Source organism: Lachnoclostridium edouardi (assembly GCF_900240245.1).
GTDB lineage: Bacteria > Bacillota > Clostridia > Lachnospirales > Lachnospiraceae > Lachnoclostridium_A > Lachnoclostridium_A edouardi.
The window spans coordinates 2,614,838-2,629,431 of record NZ_OESQ01000001.1; the positions used below are offsets into that span (position 1 = coordinate 2,614,838).

The following is a 14,594-nucleotide window of genomic DNA, read 5'->3' on the forward strand; positions in this document are numbered from 1 at the left end:
ACCTCCTTCTCATTTATTCTATACGGTTATCTGGTTCTGATTTTCAACAGCTTACAGGATTCCGGATAAAAAGTTTGGATCGTTTCTAAGCTTTTGCGCAGAACGGGAAATCCATGCGCCCACATGGGAGGTCGGTACATGATAAAGCTGGGCGATTTCCGTTACACTCATACCCTTGATTTTCAGTTCCAGAGCTTCAATGCCAAGCTTTGCTACTCCATGGTAATTTGGAGCAAAGGATTCCAGAAAATCAAGAGTTTCCACAACTGAAAAATAAGAGTGAAAGGTATCGGAACGATCCGGAATGAAATCTTCTGTTGAAAGCTCCCCATGTTCTCCGATGGTCAGCCTTACAAAATGATTTTCCTTTCTGCATAGCTGGCGGCAATAGGAGATCAGTCCGTTTCGGACAACTGTTTTGGCGTAAGTAGCAAACAGAGCCTGTTCGGCGTGATAGGAGACAGCGGCATGACAAAGCCAGATGCAGCCTTCCTGAAACAGGTCGTCATACCCCATGCCATAGATAGATTCATTTACATGGATATGTTTACGAATCGTCCAGTGGACAACAGATAAATGTTCTTCTACCAGTGTTCTTTGCATTTCTGTTAAACGGATTTCTTTTTTCATAATTGTTCACCTCCCTCATGCGGCTTTTTTATGTTTGGAGATATTTTGCTGGCAGACTGCGATTACCCGATCACACATATCCTCGGAAAACATTCCAATGTGCATCTGGGATTCAGACAGATTCAGTTTTCCCTGGAGCCATAAGTAAACAGCCCATTTATCCATATGGCGGCTCTTTTGCAGGTCATCCAGAGCGCGGTGTGCTAAGATTCTCTTATGGCGCAGATTGCCATTAGCAAGAGTACCCATAGGACGATGATCCTTTTTATGGGCGGATACATAGGAATCGCAGGCAGGCCAGCGGGAACAAAGATACAGATAAGTGCCTTTGACTCTGACAGCATTCCCATATACCGTGCTGGCTGGTCGGCAGATAGCAGGAGAACCGCAGTAAGGGCAGTTGATTTGATATTTCTTCATGGATTTCACCTCCGATGCGTATAGATTACGGTGGTATTGCGTCTTTTGACGCTGCTTTACAGGAAACATCCGAAAGTTGACAAAGCTGCTTTAGAGGGCAGTCGTAAGGAGAGAGAGTATGCCACTCAATGTATAAAGAATAGGCAGATTCAAATGCCTGTATTTCAAGCACACTGCGGCATTCTTCTAAAGAAATAGACTCTCCGGTTGCTTCTTGAAATCGTTCCACTGGCATAAGGAGAGGGCTGCCATCTGCATTGGAAGCAAATAAATATCCTTCACAAAGCTTCGTTTGACCATATGGACAAGGATTATGGCTGCAGTTTAGAAAAATCGAATTATGCCAGTTTCCGCGGACAGCTTTTAAAAACGAATACAAGTTACAAGGTTGCTGTTTCAATGTTCTTACCTCCATTACCGCACATTTCAAAATCTAAATAGAAAAAGGGGAGCTGGCTTCCTTTTTCTGCAAGCCAGCTCCCCGAAATAAAAGAAATTTAACTAAATAGCCCCTCGATTTCCTGTGTGATTCGTGGGATGACGGTATCATTGAAAATAAGCGTCAATGCTGCCAGAAGCAGAGCGCCCAGCACGACCGCAATAATAATTTTTACAGCATCAGAGATATAAAAATCGCCGCGCTGATTAGAGACTGCCATCCAGGTACGATTTACCAGACGATGGAATTTGCTGCTAAGGGAACAAGTCATTTTTTTCATGAGAAACCTCCTTCAAAATTTAAGTAGTTGGATTATAAAGAAAGCCGCTGCTTAACCAAAGAATCCTCCCAGAGAGCTTAAAACCTCCGTACAGAGCACAACCAGATAAATAATCATAATGCAGATCAACATCATCATAGAGTAGCGCTGAATCTTCTTTGGTCGTTTTGCTGCTTCTTTTTTCAGGTTATTCTGTTCGATCTGACGCATATCGAAGCAGATCATTTTAAAGTACATCCGCTGGTCATCGCCGCGTAGGACTCCTATCAGCCCTCGGATAACATCAGAGAGCATGGGACTTCCAATTCGGGTCTCAAATCGGATCAGGGCATTTTCATAGTTGCCAGTTTTCATATCGGCAATGGTCTGATCAAGCTCTGCGCCGAAATCCTTTCCTGCCACACGGCGGTAGGAGGTAAGGATTTTTAAAACATCTCTGTCATTTTCCAGGTTCTGCCCAATGGTAAGGGCAAAACGGGGGATTTCTGCCTCAATGAGTTTACGTCGGCGTTTGACAAAATCAAATGCGGCATAGTAGGAAGAAAACCATAAAGCCACAGAAAGACCGATGATAACAGGGACAAACAACGGCATGAAAAATACCATGGGAATTGCACACAAACCAACTGCTCCGCCGGTTACCCAGGCACGGGCAGTATAAACCTCTGGTGTTATAGAAAGCCCTGCAATCGTAAGGGATGCCTGCAGTTTATTGCGCTGCAGCTTGTCGAGCCGCAGGAAGTGGGCAATGAATGTTGCTATTTTTGTAATATAAACATCCAGCAGCTTTTCACTTTTGGTACCCCGCTGTTTTCTTGCCAGCATCATCATTTTAGATGTCCTGCCGGTTGGAATGTCCACAAAGGCACAGCTTAGGTTATAAGCGGCAAAACCGAAAAGAATGATGGAAACCAGTGCTAGCAATGTCATGTACCGTCACCTCCATATTCAATCGGTTTGCTCAGTTTCATGATCTGTGTCAGCGAAAACAGAATGATGGCTGCACAGATTGCCAGAGCAATTTTGCCTGGCGTGGTGTAAATCAGGGTATGAAACCAGTCTTTGTTAAGGAAATACAGTAATGGTATGTTAGCAATCACCAGAAACATCATGGTAATTGCTTCCCGTCTCGGTCCCTGCATCATAGCCTCCAGCTCCGACTGCACGACCCTGACATCAGAAAATTTTTGTACGATGGTTGGCAGTGTGTTTTTCATGGAGCGGTCAGACTGACATTGAATGAGAATGTTTGCCCATTCATGAAATACCCTGTTGGGAATCTTCATTTTCAGAGAGTTGATGGCGCTGGTGGTATTGGCATTGATAAGTTCGCTCTCATAAACGAATGCTTCAAACCCTGCTTTGACCGGTTCATTGATGTAGGGCAGGTTTTCTCTCACAGAGCGGATCAAGTCCTCTGTCCGCAGATAGGAGGTCGTAATGATGGAGATTGCGGTTTCCAGTTCTTCGTTCAGATGCTTTTTATAGCTGGCTGCTGTACTTCGGAGGTACCAAATGGGAATCAGAGAAAATCCCAGTCCCAATATGGGAACCATATATACATTGTTGATTAAAAGCGCCAAAACAGCACCTACAGCAAACAGAATCAAGGTCAGACGGGTAATGGCTTCGTACCGGTCAGCTCGCCCAGTGTCCTTTAAAATCTGTTTGATCTCGTAGTCCTGGTTGAAGAATCCTTTTGCCGGCGTTCCCATTAGGACATTCAGCTCGTCCGTCAGAGTAGCGGTCTTTCTCTGGGAACGGAAAATGACATCTGATAAATCCTTGGGTTTCACGCCAAACAGTGCAAAAAGACCAGCACTGAGTAAAGAAAAGCAGATGATATAAATCCAATGCAACTAATACGCCTCCTTTCCCATGAACTCTTCCAATTCCTTATGAGAAATTCCATTGTCCAGCAGCCGCTTTTTTAAGGCATCGGAAATTTGTCCGGATCTGCTGTGATGACCGATTACATGGATTTCGCCATTAGCATCTGTCACATTGTCAACCACTTCATATTTGTATAGAGAGCGGTAGAGCAGATGACCGTCCTGATAGTCTTCTCCTTCGATAATCTCCATAATTTTTCGGGAGCGGTCTTCCAGCTGTTTGGTAAAGACTACCACCGGATAAGCCTCCACCATGATCTGCATCAGGATGGAATCATCCATGTTATATTTTCTTTTGGCAAGTGTCATCATTCTGCGGTAAGTGCTGTCGCAGGAGTTGGAGTGGATAGTCGTACAGACTGTATGACCGGTACGGGAACTTTCTGCCGCAGATAAGCTTTCTGCCGCGGAGCGCATTTCACCAACACCGATCACATCTGGATGCTTTCTGAGGACACGCTCTAAGAGAAAGTCCTGATTGATATTCATGGACGGATTTTCATGGGGACGTGTCAGCAGATGGACGACGGAATTCAGAATATTGCCGTTTTCATCCCGTTTAATCAGGTCAAATTCCCGGCTTCCTTCTTCAATGGTAATCAGGCGGCGGTTGTTGGGAACATTGGATAATAACCAGGCCATGATGGTTGTTTTGCCGGAACCGGTAGAGCCGGCGATACAGACAGATACGCCATAACGGATACATGCAGTAAGAAAATGAAGCATCTCCGCTGTGGCGCTTCCGGAATTTAACAGCTTCTGCTCGGATACGGTCTGTTGATTTACAATGCGGATAGAGGCGTTTATCCCCACATCCGGATCAACAATGGGTGTCTTATCCACAGAGATACGGATATTCTTGTCCAAAAAACCAATGACTGAAGGCATGGTATCATCGATTACCATACCGCAGGCATTTAACATCCGGCGCACCACATCAATGGCGTGCTGGGGAGAAGAAAATTTGTCCGGAATTTTAATGCTGCGCCCACTGTTCATGATTACTTCAATGTCATTGTAGGCATTGATGTTTACCTCCTCAACACCGGGCTTATAGATCCATTTTTTCAAAAACGAATAGCCTGCCATATCCTCATAGAGTCTGGCACATAGTTCTTCCGTCGTGAATCCGTCAATGGCATATTTACGTTTGACGAGATACTGGATCATCAGTTCTTTCAGAACCGCCGCCGCACGCAGCGTATTGCCTTCGCCGGCTTCTGCAATGGTAGAAGCATGGTTTTCAGAAAAATACCGCTGCACATCCTCCAGTACCTTTTCATAAGTAAGTCCTTCACTGGCGGCAGGGGTAAAGAAAATATCATTCAAATTGTTCATGCTCATCCTCCCTGCAGATGTTTTCTTCCTGCTGATCGGCAAGTTCCATTTGCTCCAGAACTTCCAGTATCTTATTTAAAGATGCGGTATACTTGGAATTGCAGTATTTGATTGCCTGGAACATGCCGCCTTCTGTGGCACAGCGGTCGATTTCCTTTCCATAGGGCAGCAGACCGTCAAAACCGCCTATCAGGTATCCCATTTCATCAAATGCGTGAAAGGGGCGTGCCATGCCGGCGAAGGTCATATGATCGCTGTATCGGAAGCGTTTGTCTTGAAGTAGCGGCTCGTGTGCTTTTAAATAGTTGATTCCTTTCAAATCTGGAGTCAGAAGACGGATAATCAGGTCGCCGGATTCAATGGATGCTGGTGTAAATACATTGGTCATATTGGGACCGCAGTCCAGAATCACAAAATCTACCAACTTTGCTGCTGCGGTAATCAGTTGCAGAACCATCTGATAATTGACTTCCGGATAGCTCAAGGGATTCTCGCCGGCGCAGTATCCCATGAGACCAATAAATGGATATTTTTTTAATACTGTTACATGACTGGCAACCAGAGAAGTATCAATTTCCACACTGCTGAGTACCTGTCCAATGGATGCACTGGCTTCAACAATCTGATCCGGCAGCCAGACCGGAAGCATAGGCGTGCTGATTTCGCCACTGATAAGAATAGCCTTCCTTTTGTCACGGGTCAGGGCTTTTGCAAGGATACAGCAGAACATGGACTTTCCGCTTCCAGGGCTGCCCCAGACGGTAATGATTTTCGCCATATGAAATCCTCCTTTCCAATGTTATGGTGCGGCTGTTTCTGTTTCAGCAGGGGATAGGTTCTCGGTTTCAAGGGTTTCGTCAGACTTTTCAGCGGATTCTTCCTGAGAGGACTCCATAGAGGCTTCCGCAGGTTCCAGGGTTTCTGGAAAATAGATTTCCTGAAGGGCAAGATCCTGCTCTGCCAGAAGTTCCTCTGCTAACTGGTCATTGTTGCGGGAAATCAGCGCTACATGGGCGACACCATCGTTTTCCAGTGCGGTAATAATTTTTGCCTGTTCCGGACTTGCCAGAACGGTAATGGTTGCAGACTGTTGTTTTTCTTCCTCTTCGGTCAGTTCTTTTGAGTTGTCCACATTGACTCCTTTGGAATCGGTAACAGAAAGAACTTTTACGAAGCGTAGCTCCGGTACCTCCTCCGCTGTATCAAGAAAATGGTAGATACGGATGATGTCATTTGGCTGAAGCTTATCGGAAAGACCGGAGGCCAGGGTTTTGACTGTCAGAGAGATGGCAGTTTTTCCAGACGGAATACTGTTTAGTATGACATCCGAGGAAACGGGAGTCATGCTGATCTTAGACGTCAGGATATAATCCCCTTCCGCCAGATCTGCAGTAGCATAAAGCCCTTTTACATCTTCTATGGATCGGGCGATATTTGGGGGAAGGTTATAGCTTCCTACTTCTACGACTTCCAAACGGTCAGCGGTCAGCTGTTCCCCTCGTAAAATGGCTTCTTTTATCCGGACGATTTCAGTTTTTCCGTTGGTCTGCCGGGCGATGGTCGGCAGGGCGACAAAGGCAATGACGGCTGATAAAAGAAGGCTCAGTATGCCAAAAAGAAAACGGTTATTCAGTTTCATGTGGTCATTCTCCTATCTGATAAAAGTATTCATGGTAATGAGAAGGCTTCCCATTGCAAGAAATGGCACAAATGGAAGGAAAACAGGTTCTTTCAGATGTTTCCGGTAAAACAGGAACACTGCAAGAATGGAGAGGGCAGAGGCGGCAAGAAGCAGGGCGATCATTCGTGTGGGACCATAAATGAATCCCATGATTGCCGCCAGTTTTATGTCGCCGCCGCCGATTCCTCTGGCATCTTCTGAACACAGGGAAGCAGACAAAAGGATTAAAAATCCGATAGCGGCACCCATTACAGAAGAAAGACTATATAAAAACCAGATGGGCCATCCCGTAAAGGGCCAGGCATGCACAAAAGGAGCGGGAAGTGCAGCCAGACAAAAAAAGGCGAGAGCCCTGTCAGGCACCCGCCGTTTTTCCAAATCATATGCGGCAAATCCAGCGATGCCGCAAAGGATGAAAGTTTCATACAAAGATATTACAGTATTATTCACGATTCGTATACCAGTCATCGAATACACTTTGATGGATGGATACATAGTCATTCAGATTGACAGACAGCATGCCATCCGGTGTCCATGCATCCCATACCTGAGTGTATACCACGAAGCGGGTATTATCTGGAAACCATATGGGGGTGAAATGAACATTCCGGTTATAAGTGGAGTATTCGTTTGGCTGAAAGGTAAATTTTGCACTGCGTCCGCTGGAAACGCGCTGCAAAAGCCGTAAATAGGTTTCATACTGGAATTCCGGAAAAACAGCGAACGCTGTTTGTGGATTCGTATAGTGACCGGAGGGTGAACTTGTGGACAGCACAGCGCGTACATCTGTTTTAACTCCATAACCGCTCTTCATATCCTTACCTTCAGCAGTAGGTACAATGTCATCCGGCATCAGCGTCATGCTTCCGGAAATAGAAGCGGAGTATCCATTGTACTCATACTCCCAGTATCCATTATCAACCCAGTGCCCCTCATCGTCCCCATGGTCACACCATTCCCAGACAGGAACCCAGTAGCAGCTCCATACCCCCCAGTTGGCGGTAAGCTTCTGAGGATTGGAAGGAAGGGAGGGAACGGTATAACCAGGACTGGTATCTGTTGCCAGCGGATCGGGCGGTGGATTTTCGTTCAGATCCACAATTTTTGCTGTCAGGGAATCCTGTACTGTAGTGGCTCTCCGGACGGAAACAGAGATCGTGATGGTCTGCGGGGTGCTGGGGGTATGCCATTTGACCCACACTACCTGAGAATCCCCTTCCGGAATCACAATGTCATTCACTCTGTAAGTACGTCCCATGATGCGAAAAGTTACTGAGGCGGGATTATCCGGTGTCAGGTCACGATCCGTCCGCAGGGTAACGGCAGTAATAACATCTGTATCTACCCGATATTCCACATCGGGGGCTTCAAAATCTTCTGGCTGTTCAGGAAGGTTATCAAACCAGACGATGCCAATCCCCAGGGTATTGATAATGTCGGCATTGGACTGGATTCCAGAGCGCGGACCGGTCCATGCAGAAAAACCAAGGTCGCTGTATTCCAGAAACAGGGCAAGCGGAAGGTTCTGGAACGCTACAGTAGGGAGCATGCTACGCAGGCTGCCGCCGGATAGCTGGTCGTAAAGAGCAGCTTCCGTAGCAGTGAAGCAGTAATATTGTCCATTAAATGTAACATAGGCAATGGGTTCCAGAAGGATCTTGTATTCGCCGGAGAGCATCTTTTCATAGCTGGCTCCGGTTGCGTCTGCCACCATCATACAGGCGTATTCCGAGCAGAAGTACCGTTTGATGACCTCAATATCAGCAGGTTTGCTTCGGCTGGTTATGATGGGTGGCATGGAATAAGCCGGCTGTATGCAGTTGTATGCAGCTCCGGACTGCAAGGCCAGAGCTGTGCCGTTTCGGTATTGGATTTTGTTGTTTTTTCCGAAATGAAGGACAGTTGCCGGCTGTGCCCGATTGGCAAAATCTACGATAGAGCCGACAGAAGCTCCTGATTCTGCCTGGACAACGGTAACCCGGACGCCATCATTTCCTGTAGACCAGAAGTTGGTTGAGGTTCCCTGCCCCATACCTCCTCCGCCGCCGTCCATATTTCCTTCTCCTGCTGCAAAGACGGAAAAAGAAGATATACACAGCAGAAAGACAATGGTGCTAAGGAGGGAGAGAAATCGTTTCAAAGTGTATCACGCTCCATTCTGTAATGTAATTGGAATCCAGAAAAAAGCCGCCACTGTAAAGTGACGACTTTCCATTTTTCTGGATTCTGTTGTAAAGGGATATCAGTTTCCCATGTTTCCCACCATTTTATTGGGATCGCCATCGCTGTCCATGGTGGACTGATTTACCTGACCAGGGACTACCCAGCCGAATACGGGATCATAAATGGCTCCGTCTTTATTGGTATCACCTGCTACTGGTTCGTTATTGGCAGAGGTTTCGGGTTCAGGGGAAGTGACTTCGGGGGCAGGATTGACCGGATGTTCCGGTCCTGCATCTTCCAGAAGAGTTTTTCCTTCTGGTGGGGCAGGAGGTGTTTCTGCTGGTGTTTCTGTCGGAGTGAAATCAATGGAGACTTCACTCTCAGATACTTCGGACACAACTGGATATGTATCTAGGGATTCCTGCACATCCGAATCCTTTGGCGGAACATAAGCTTCCAAGTTTTCTGTTTCTTCCATATGGCTTTCAGAAGCTCCCTGGTTTTCCTTCCAGTCCTGAGATTGGACAACGCTGGGTGTTTCTTCTGGCTGAAAGGCAGCAGTTTGGTCTCTGCTCACATACCAGCAGGCGATAAGGATGCCAATGCAGAAAAGTGTAAGTGTGGAAACCAGAAATCCTCTTGATTTAAAAAATTTTTTCATGAATTGTTTCATCTCCTTTTTTCTGTTTATAGTTTCTTTACGCTTAAAGAAGCCTGTTTTCAACAAAATGCTTTGTGCGGCAGGTCAGAATTTGGTGTTGTGGTAACCGGTCAGTTCAATTTGCTGTGTGATAGTGGGATAATAGCGGCCAAACATAAAGACATAGAATTCAGCATCACAGGAAAAAACATATTCCACCCTATCCCCATCCACATGAAAATCCAGGCTGATGTTGCGGATCTGATAGTCTTCTGTTGAGAGGGGGAGTTTTTCTGCCAGACCTTCTGTAACCATATCTTCCAGCATGTCTGTGTAGGAACTGTCGGAATAGAGCGTGTTTAAATATTCGCTGAAATTAGTTTCTCTCTGGGAACGGAAGGTATCAGCATAAATACTGGCGCTTAAATTGTTTAATTCCATTTTTGCACCATTTCGGATATTGATGCATGTAATCCGGACAGAAGCATAAGTCAGTAAAAAGGAAATCAGCATTACAACACCTGCTACAAAAAAACAGGTAAAGATGGAAATATCTCCTCTGTCATTACTGATTTTTTTCCGGATTGTTGGATAAATCTGTTTCATTGTCCACCTCACTTCCAATAATGCTCACTGACACCGGCGCCGCGGGCAACGATTCGCAGTTGGATCAGCCGGAAGTTCCAAAAGCCTCCCAGTTTTGCATCACCTTCAATGGTAATATAAAATGGATTTCCCAATTGGATGGCCTTATGCATTCCAGAAGGGGTAGGAGACTTATAGGACGCATCAATCGAATAGGAAATGTTATCAGCACCTTCGATCTGCGAGCAGAGAAAGTCAAACAGTTCCTCTGTTTCCGTGTTTAGACCGCCTGACAGCTGAATTTGCTTTACCATCTGGTCTGCACAGTGATCCAGTTCCTGCTTCGTGGAAATGATGGAAAACAGATCAATGATAAAAGCCAGCAGTAGTACCGCAATGAAGATGAAGACCATGGTGCTGAAATAATTGGCTTCCCCACTGTCATCCTTCAGAATCTTGCGGATTTTGTTTTGAAAAATAATAACCACCACCTTTACATAAAAACAGCCGTCCCATGAGGAACGGCTGCTTTACAAATTTTTGACTATACATAGTATAACAGGTATGGATTTACGGGGAAAGAGCAAAAATGTGCCAATGTTATGCCAGAGGTGTGCTGATTTATATAGTTGGCAATAATTTTTATTAAAAGTTGTTTTATGGAAAAAATAGAAAGAAAACTAAAAAACTTTATTTTTTTTGCAATAATCTTGAAATGAAAAGAGTAATGAAGTAAAATTAAAGAAAAGGAGGGGAAAGCGTTGCTTGAATACTATGAAAAATTACTACAAATAAAATGTTTCTCTTTTTACGATGCTGTTAAGATTTTGGGAGACAAGCAAAAGACAAGAAATATACTATATATGCTAAAGAAAAAAGGATTGCTACAATCAATTCGACGCAATTATTATGTCGTTATTAGTCTTGAAACAAAAGAGCCTGTGGCTTCTCCTTTTGAAATTGCTTCTGCAATAACAGCGGATAGTTATATTTCCCATCATTCTGCCTTAGAATTTTATGGGCTTACCAATCAAGTTTTTTCAGATGTTTTTGTTTCTACAGAGCGAGTATTCAGAGAATTTGATTTTGATGGTCGGTGGTACCGATGCATTGAAAATACGAGAAAATTTGGTATAGTACAACAAAAAAGAATTAAGGTAACTGATTTAGAGCGAACGATTCTTGACAGCATAAAGGATTTTGACAAAATTGGCGGTCTTGAAGAATTGTTACGTTGTCTGGAAATGATCACAGTAATTAATGAAGACATACTGATTGCATATCTGGGAAAGTATCACAATCAATTTTTGTCACAAAAAGCAGGATATCTTTTATCCTTTTTTCCACGAATAAAATTATCAAGTTCTTTTTTTTCTTTTTGTAAAGCAAATATGGGAAACAGTTCGCGATATTTGTACCATGATCTAAAAGATGAGAAAAATATGTTTGTAAAAGAATGGAATTTGTGTGTTCCAGAAAATATATTGCAGTTGATAAATGAAGGAGGAGAAGCATTTGTTTAATTATACGAAAGCAGAGTTGGCTGAAATGGCATCCAGGCAAAATTTTATTCGAGATACACTTGAAAAGGTCATCCGGCTAAGCGAGATTTTGGATTATATTAACAGTAACTCGATTATGAAAAAACGCCTGGTTCTTAAAGGGGGAACAGCAATTAACCTGACCGTTTTTCATCTACCAAGATTATCCGTTGATATTGATTTGGATTATTGTTCAGAAGAAAAGCGCGAGGAGATGATGATCCAACGAAAACAAATATCAGACGAGTTAAATGTTTATATGCAGACACAGGGGTATACTTTAAGTCCTCAAAGTAAAAGTCGTCATAGTTTAGATTCATTTGTGTTTTCTTATGTGAATTTGGGAGGCATGCGAGACAATATTAAAATAGAAATAAATTATTCGTTGAGAAGTCATTTGTTTGAGCCAGAAGATAAGCCAATTTTGGCAGATGTGATTCATACTGACAATATGATTACAGTTCTTCAGCCAATAGAACTTTTTGCGGCAAAAATTAATGCATTGCTTAGCCGTTCTGCAGCCAGAGACCTTTATGATACATATAATATGGTTCGTTTGGAATTATTCCCCAAAGAAGATTTTGAAGTATTGAGAAAATCAATCGTATTTTACACAGCGATATCACAGGAAGAAATTCCTGAAAAGTATGATGTGAATAGGATTGACCGGATTAGCATTAGAAAGATAAGAAGCGATTTGCTTCCGGTTATTCAAAAAGGTGAATTTGTTGATCTTGAAAAAATCAAAAGCCATGTAAAGGACTTTTTGACGGAGTTGATGGTTCTTACTGTAGAGGAGGAAGAATTTCTTAAACAATTTAAAAATAAGAAGTATATACCGGAACTGCTTTTTGAAGATAAACGGATTATTAGGCGCATTGAAAAGCCTCCAATGGCATTATGGAAAATGTTGGAACATTAAAAATGTCCAGTACGATTGCACTATTCCGATACTGTGGATTTTTTGGGGGGATATAACTGTTTTATAATTTGAATTTGAGTGGGAGGACAAATAAAATGGATATTAGAAAAGCAGAGGAAAAAGACATTCCCAGAATTCTTAAGTTGTTAGGGCAGGTATTGCAAATTCATGCAGATATAAAACCTGATATTTTTATTCCTGGTACGACAAAATATACCATATGCGAACTGACGGAGCTTTTGAGAAGTGAAGAAAAGCCGATATATGTTGCTGTGAATGAGGAAGATATATGCTTGGGGTACGCATTCTGTCAATTGAAGGAACAGCCGTTTTCAAATAATATGGTGCAGTTCAAGTCGTTTTTTGTAGATGATTTATGCGTTGATAAACGAGCGAGGGGACAGCATATAGGTGAAAGTCTGTTCGAATATGTAAAACAGGAAGCAAAGAAATTGGGATGCTATGAAGTAACATTGAATGTATGGACTGGAAATGCTTCTGCAGAGAAATTTTATGAAAAGATGGGGATGAAAACAAAGGAAAGACAGATGGAATATATTTTGTGAAGGCGTAAGTATAGTTTTTTACCTTTTTACAGGTAATCAGCCCATCTAAGAAGATAGCTGATTACCTGATTTTTGTTTACAGATTCTGCCGGATAATTCTCGTGATGATTCCCACAGCAACACCCCTTTCTTCGTCCAGACGGGTTACCGCAAAGCTGACATCATCTTTTTTGCCGGGAGTGCGGTAATCATAGCAGGAGTGGGCTACAGCATTTACGCCGTTGGACAGGCGTATGTAGACTACACCTTTATGCACATCCGTAACTTTGCCGGCATATTTGCTCTGGATTCTGCACTTTTTCAGGTTGTCGTGATTGGTATTCTGGGATACGCTCTTGATATCTGCCTTCACGCCAATGTCTTCCAGGCTGTCACGGCGGACACTCAGTATCCGAACCAGAACCTGATCGCCTACGGAAAAACGCTCATGTGCATCCCCAATCCAGTCCCAGGCAAGGTCGCGGGCCATGATGGAACATTCTACTCCAAAAATTTCCACCCGGATAACTTTTTCTGCCACAGCAATTACACGCGCCTGAACGATACGCCCATCATAGATGCGGTATAGACCGGAGGCATCTGTGTCCAGATAGAAGATCTGACGCTTTTTAAGCATGGCATCTTTACGGCTTGCCACAACGCTGCGGCTTCTGGAGTCAATACCCTTTACAATGAAGTCTATTTCTGCGCCAAGCATATTTCCAAGAACCTTATTTTGCCGGAGCATCAATTCGGTATATTCCTGACCGGAAGGACTGCGCCCCAGATTGATCATCATTTCTTTTAAGGGGATTACAATCCGGAATCCCTTATAATCTACGATGGCAATGGTTTTTCCTGCATCAGTCTGTTCGATACCGCCAAGCTGTCCTGTCAGGATTTTTCGGGTCCGGTATGCGTTGTGTATTTCGTGCCAGATGACATCCTCACGGGTTTCCTCAGTTTCTACTGCGCCCCGGCTTTCAATGGTAAGTACGGATGCCTCTGTTTTTCGGTTTCTGCTGGAAGTCTCTGGTTCTGTCGGAGCAGCTTCGGAGCTTTCTTCAAGAGCATTGGACATTGCTTTGTCTGTAGGAGTATCGGATTCTGTTTCTGAATCCGGTGTCTGAATCGCCTGCTCTGTTTCTGCCAACTCCGCTTTCTTTCTGGTTGTCCGTTTTGGTTTTACAGAAACTGTTTCAGTAGCAGTATCGGAAGGGAGATCACCAGTCTCCAGTTCGATTATCGGATTTGCTTCAGATAATTCAGGGGGAGCTGATTCACTGGGGTCACTGGGGGCGGAAGCTTCGGCGCCCTCATCCATGATACTTAAAAGTTCATCCAGATCCGGTTCGTTTTCTGTACTGTCAGTAGCAGGGGAGGTCACTGCTTCATCAGTAGCTTCCAGGGAAATTTCAGGAGAAACCTCTTCGGTATTCAGTTCACATTCCATGGATACAGATTCCTGTTCCAATAATTCTTTTTTCTTTGTTGCCATAATAAATCCTCCTTAAATTT

The 14,594-nt window shown here is 43.9% G+C and carries 18 protein-coding genes; 3 read left to right on the forward strand and 15 right to left on the reverse strand.

From position 1 onward, the window contains the following. Positions 1 to 51 precede the first annotated feature (51 nt). From C1A07_RS12440 to C1A07_RS12505, 14 genes are all read right to left on the reverse strand, one after another. Positions 52 to 630: a sigma-70 family RNA polymerase sigma factor gene (locus C1A07_RS12440; RefSeq protein WP_101877380.1), complete on the reverse strand. Its 579-nt coding sequence runs from the start codon at positions 628 to 630 to the stop codon at positions 52 to 54. Between the two features lie 15 nt (positions 631 to 645). After that, positions 646 to 1,050 carry a zinc-finger-containing protein gene (locus tag C1A07_RS12445; RefSeq protein WP_177276391.1) on the reverse strand — a complete coding sequence of 135 codons (405 nt, stop codon included), beginning with the start codon at positions 1,048 to 1,050 and terminating at the stop codon, positions 646 to 648. Positions 1,051 to 1,075: 25 nt separating this feature from the next. Beyond that, positions 1,076 to 1,450 (reverse strand): hypothetical protein, encoded by a 375-nt coding sequence (locus C1A07_RS12450; RefSeq protein WP_242972314.1) that lies wholly within the window; start codon positions 1,448 to 1,450, stop codon positions 1,076 to 1,078. Positions 1,451 to 1,547: 97 nt separating this feature from the next. After that, positions 1,548 to 1,769 carry a DUF6133 family protein gene (locus C1A07_RS12455; RefSeq protein ID WP_101877382.1) on the reverse strand — a complete coding sequence of 74 codons (222 nt, stop codon included), beginning with the start codon at positions 1,767 to 1,769 and terminating at the stop codon, positions 1,548 to 1,550. A 51-nt stretch (positions 1,770 to 1,820) separates the two neighbouring features. Beyond that, the gene (locus C1A07_RS12460; RefSeq protein ID WP_101877383.1) at positions 1,821 to 2,699 is read right to left on the reverse strand and encodes a hypothetical protein; all 879 of its coding nucleotides are present in this window, start codon (positions 2,697 to 2,699) and stop codon (positions 1,821 to 1,823) included. Continuing rightward, positions 2,696 to 3,628: a type II secretion system F family protein gene (locus tag C1A07_RS12465; RefSeq protein WP_101877384.1), complete on the reverse strand. Its 933-nt coding sequence runs from the start codon at positions 3,626 to 3,628 to the stop codon at positions 2,696 to 2,698. Before C1A07_RS12465 ends, C1A07_RS12460 begins: the two co-directional genes overlap by 4 nt. Then, a complete protein-coding gene (locus C1A07_RS12470; protein WP_101877385.1) occupies positions 3,629 to 4,999 on the reverse strand; it encodes a CpaF/VirB11 family protein in 1,371 nt (456 codons plus the stop codon). Continuing rightward, a complete protein-coding gene (locus C1A07_RS12475) occupies positions 4,983 to 5,777 on the reverse strand; it encodes a hypothetical protein (protein WP_101877386.1) in 795 nt (264 codons plus the stop codon). Before C1A07_RS12475 ends, C1A07_RS12470 begins: the two co-directional genes overlap by 17 nt. Before the next feature lie 21 nt (positions 5,778 to 5,798). Then, entirely contained in the window at positions 5,799 to 6,638 is an 840-nt protein-coding gene (gene cpaB / locus C1A07_RS12480; RefSeq protein ID WP_101877387.1) for a Flp pilus assembly protein CpaB, read from the reverse strand. 12 nt (positions 6,639 to 6,650) lie between these two features. Next, entirely contained in the window at positions 6,651 to 7,148 is a 498-nt protein-coding gene (locus tag C1A07_RS12485; protein WP_101877388.1) for a prepilin peptidase, read from the reverse strand. After that, the gene (locus tag C1A07_RS12490) at positions 7,123 to 8,733 is read right to left on the reverse strand and encodes a hypothetical protein (protein ID WP_242972315.1); all 1,611 of its coding nucleotides are present in this window, start codon (positions 8,731 to 8,733) and stop codon (positions 7,123 to 7,125) included. Before C1A07_RS12490 ends, C1A07_RS12485 begins: the two co-directional genes overlap by 26 nt. Positions 8,734 to 8,922: 189 nt before the next feature. Beyond that, the gene (locus C1A07_RS12495; protein ID WP_101877390.1) at positions 8,923 to 9,504 is read right to left on the reverse strand and encodes a DUF6550 family protein; all 582 of its coding nucleotides are present in this window, start codon (positions 9,502 to 9,504) and stop codon (positions 8,923 to 8,925) included. Between the two features lie 84 nt (positions 9,505 to 9,588). Then, positions 9,589 to 10,089 (reverse strand): hypothetical protein, encoded by a 501-nt coding sequence (locus C1A07_RS12500; protein ID WP_101877391.1) that lies wholly within the window; start codon positions 10,087 to 10,089, stop codon positions 9,589 to 9,591. Between the two features lie 8 nt (positions 10,090 to 10,097). After that, positions 10,098 to 10,559, reverse strand: coding sequence for a DUF4320 family protein (locus tag C1A07_RS12505; protein ID WP_330399522.1), 462 nt, complete (start codon positions 10,557 to 10,559; stop codon positions 10,098 to 10,100). Between the two features lie 270 nt (positions 10,560 to 10,829). Between C1A07_RS12505 and C1A07_RS12510 the strand changes: the two genes are divergently transcribed. The 3 genes from C1A07_RS12510 to C1A07_RS12520 all read left to right on the forward strand — a co-directional run bounded on the left by C1A07_RS12510 (position 10,830) and on the right by C1A07_RS12520 (position 13,097). Beyond that, a complete protein-coding gene (locus tag C1A07_RS12510) occupies positions 10,830 to 11,591 on the forward strand; it encodes a type IV toxin-antitoxin system AbiEi family antitoxin domain-containing protein (RefSeq protein ID WP_101877392.1) in 762 nt (253 codons plus the stop codon). Further along, positions 11,584 to 12,531, forward strand: coding sequence for a nucleotidyl transferase AbiEii/AbiGii toxin family protein (locus C1A07_RS12515; protein WP_180952253.1), 948 nt, complete (start codon positions 11,584 to 11,586; stop codon positions 12,529 to 12,531). Before C1A07_RS12510 ends, C1A07_RS12515 begins: the two co-directional genes overlap by 8 nt. Before the next feature lie 95 nt (positions 12,532 to 12,626). Then, complete coding sequence (locus C1A07_RS12520; protein ID WP_101877394.1) at positions 12,627 to 13,097, forward strand: GNAT family N-acetyltransferase; 471 nt, start codon at positions 12,627 to 12,629, stop codon at positions 13,095 to 13,097. A gap of 76 nt (positions 13,098 to 13,173) precedes the next feature. On the opposite strand, the gene C1A07_RS12525 is transcribed toward C1A07_RS12520, so the two are convergent. After that, complete coding sequence (locus C1A07_RS12525) at positions 13,174 to 14,574, reverse strand: S1 RNA-binding domain-containing protein (RefSeq protein WP_101877395.1); 1,401 nt, start codon at positions 14,572 to 14,574, stop codon at positions 13,174 to 13,176. Positions 14,575 to 14,594: the final 20 nt, after the last annotated feature.

What these genes read in the sequence shown, in the direction of transcription:
- C1A07_RS12525 (WP_101877395.1), bottom strand. Translation starts at nt 14,574, where the DNA reads ATGGCAACAAAGAAAAAAGAATTATTGGAACAGGAATCTGTATCCATG.
- C1A07_RS12455 (WP_101877382.1), bottom strand. Translation starts at nt 1,769, where the DNA reads ATGAAAAAAATGACTTGTTCCCTTAGCAGCAAATTCCATCGTCTGGTA.
- C1A07_RS12460 (WP_101877383.1), bottom strand. Translation starts at nt 2,699, where the DNA reads ATGACATTGCTAGCACTGGTTTCCATCATTCTTTTCGGTTTTGCCGCT.
- C1A07_RS12495 (WP_101877390.1), bottom strand. Translation starts at nt 9,504, where the DNA reads ATGAAAAAATTTTTTAAATCAAGAGGATTTCTGGTTTCCACACTTACA.
- C1A07_RS12440 (WP_101877380.1), bottom strand. Translation starts at nt 630, where the DNA reads ATGAAAAAAGAAATCCGTTTAACAGAAATGCAAAGAACACTGGTAGAA.
- C1A07_RS12470 (WP_101877385.1), bottom strand. Translation starts at nt 4,999, where the DNA reads ATGAACAATTTGAATGATATTTTCTTTACCCCTGCCGCCAGTGAAGGA.
- C1A07_RS12445 (WP_177276391.1), bottom strand. Translation starts at nt 1,050, where the DNA reads ATGAAGAAATATCAAATCAACTGCCCTTACTGCGGTTCTCCTGCTATC.
- C1A07_RS12500 (WP_101877391.1), bottom strand. Translation starts at nt 10,089, where the DNA reads ATGAAACAGATTTATCCAACAATCCGGAAAAAAATCAGTAATGACAGA.
- C1A07_RS12485 (WP_101877388.1), bottom strand. Translation starts at nt 7,148, where the DNA reads ATGACTGGTATACGAATCGTGAATAATACTGTAATATCTTTGTATGAA.
- C1A07_RS12475 (WP_101877386.1), bottom strand. Translation starts at nt 5,777, where the DNA reads ATGGCGAAAATCATTACCGTCTGGGGCAGCCCTGGAAGCGGAAAGTCC.
- C1A07_RS12520 (WP_101877394.1), top strand. Translation starts at nt 12,627, where the DNA reads ATGGATATTAGAAAAGCAGAGGAAAAAGACATTCCCAGAATTCTTAAG.
- cpaB (WP_101877387.1), bottom strand. Translation starts at nt 6,638, where the DNA reads ATGAAACTGAATAACCGTTTTCTTTTTGGCATACTGAGCCTTCTTTTA.
- C1A07_RS12490 (WP_242972315.1), bottom strand. Translation starts at nt 8,733, where the DNA reads ATGGACGGCGGCGGAGGAGGTATGGGGCAGGGAACCTCAACCAACTTC.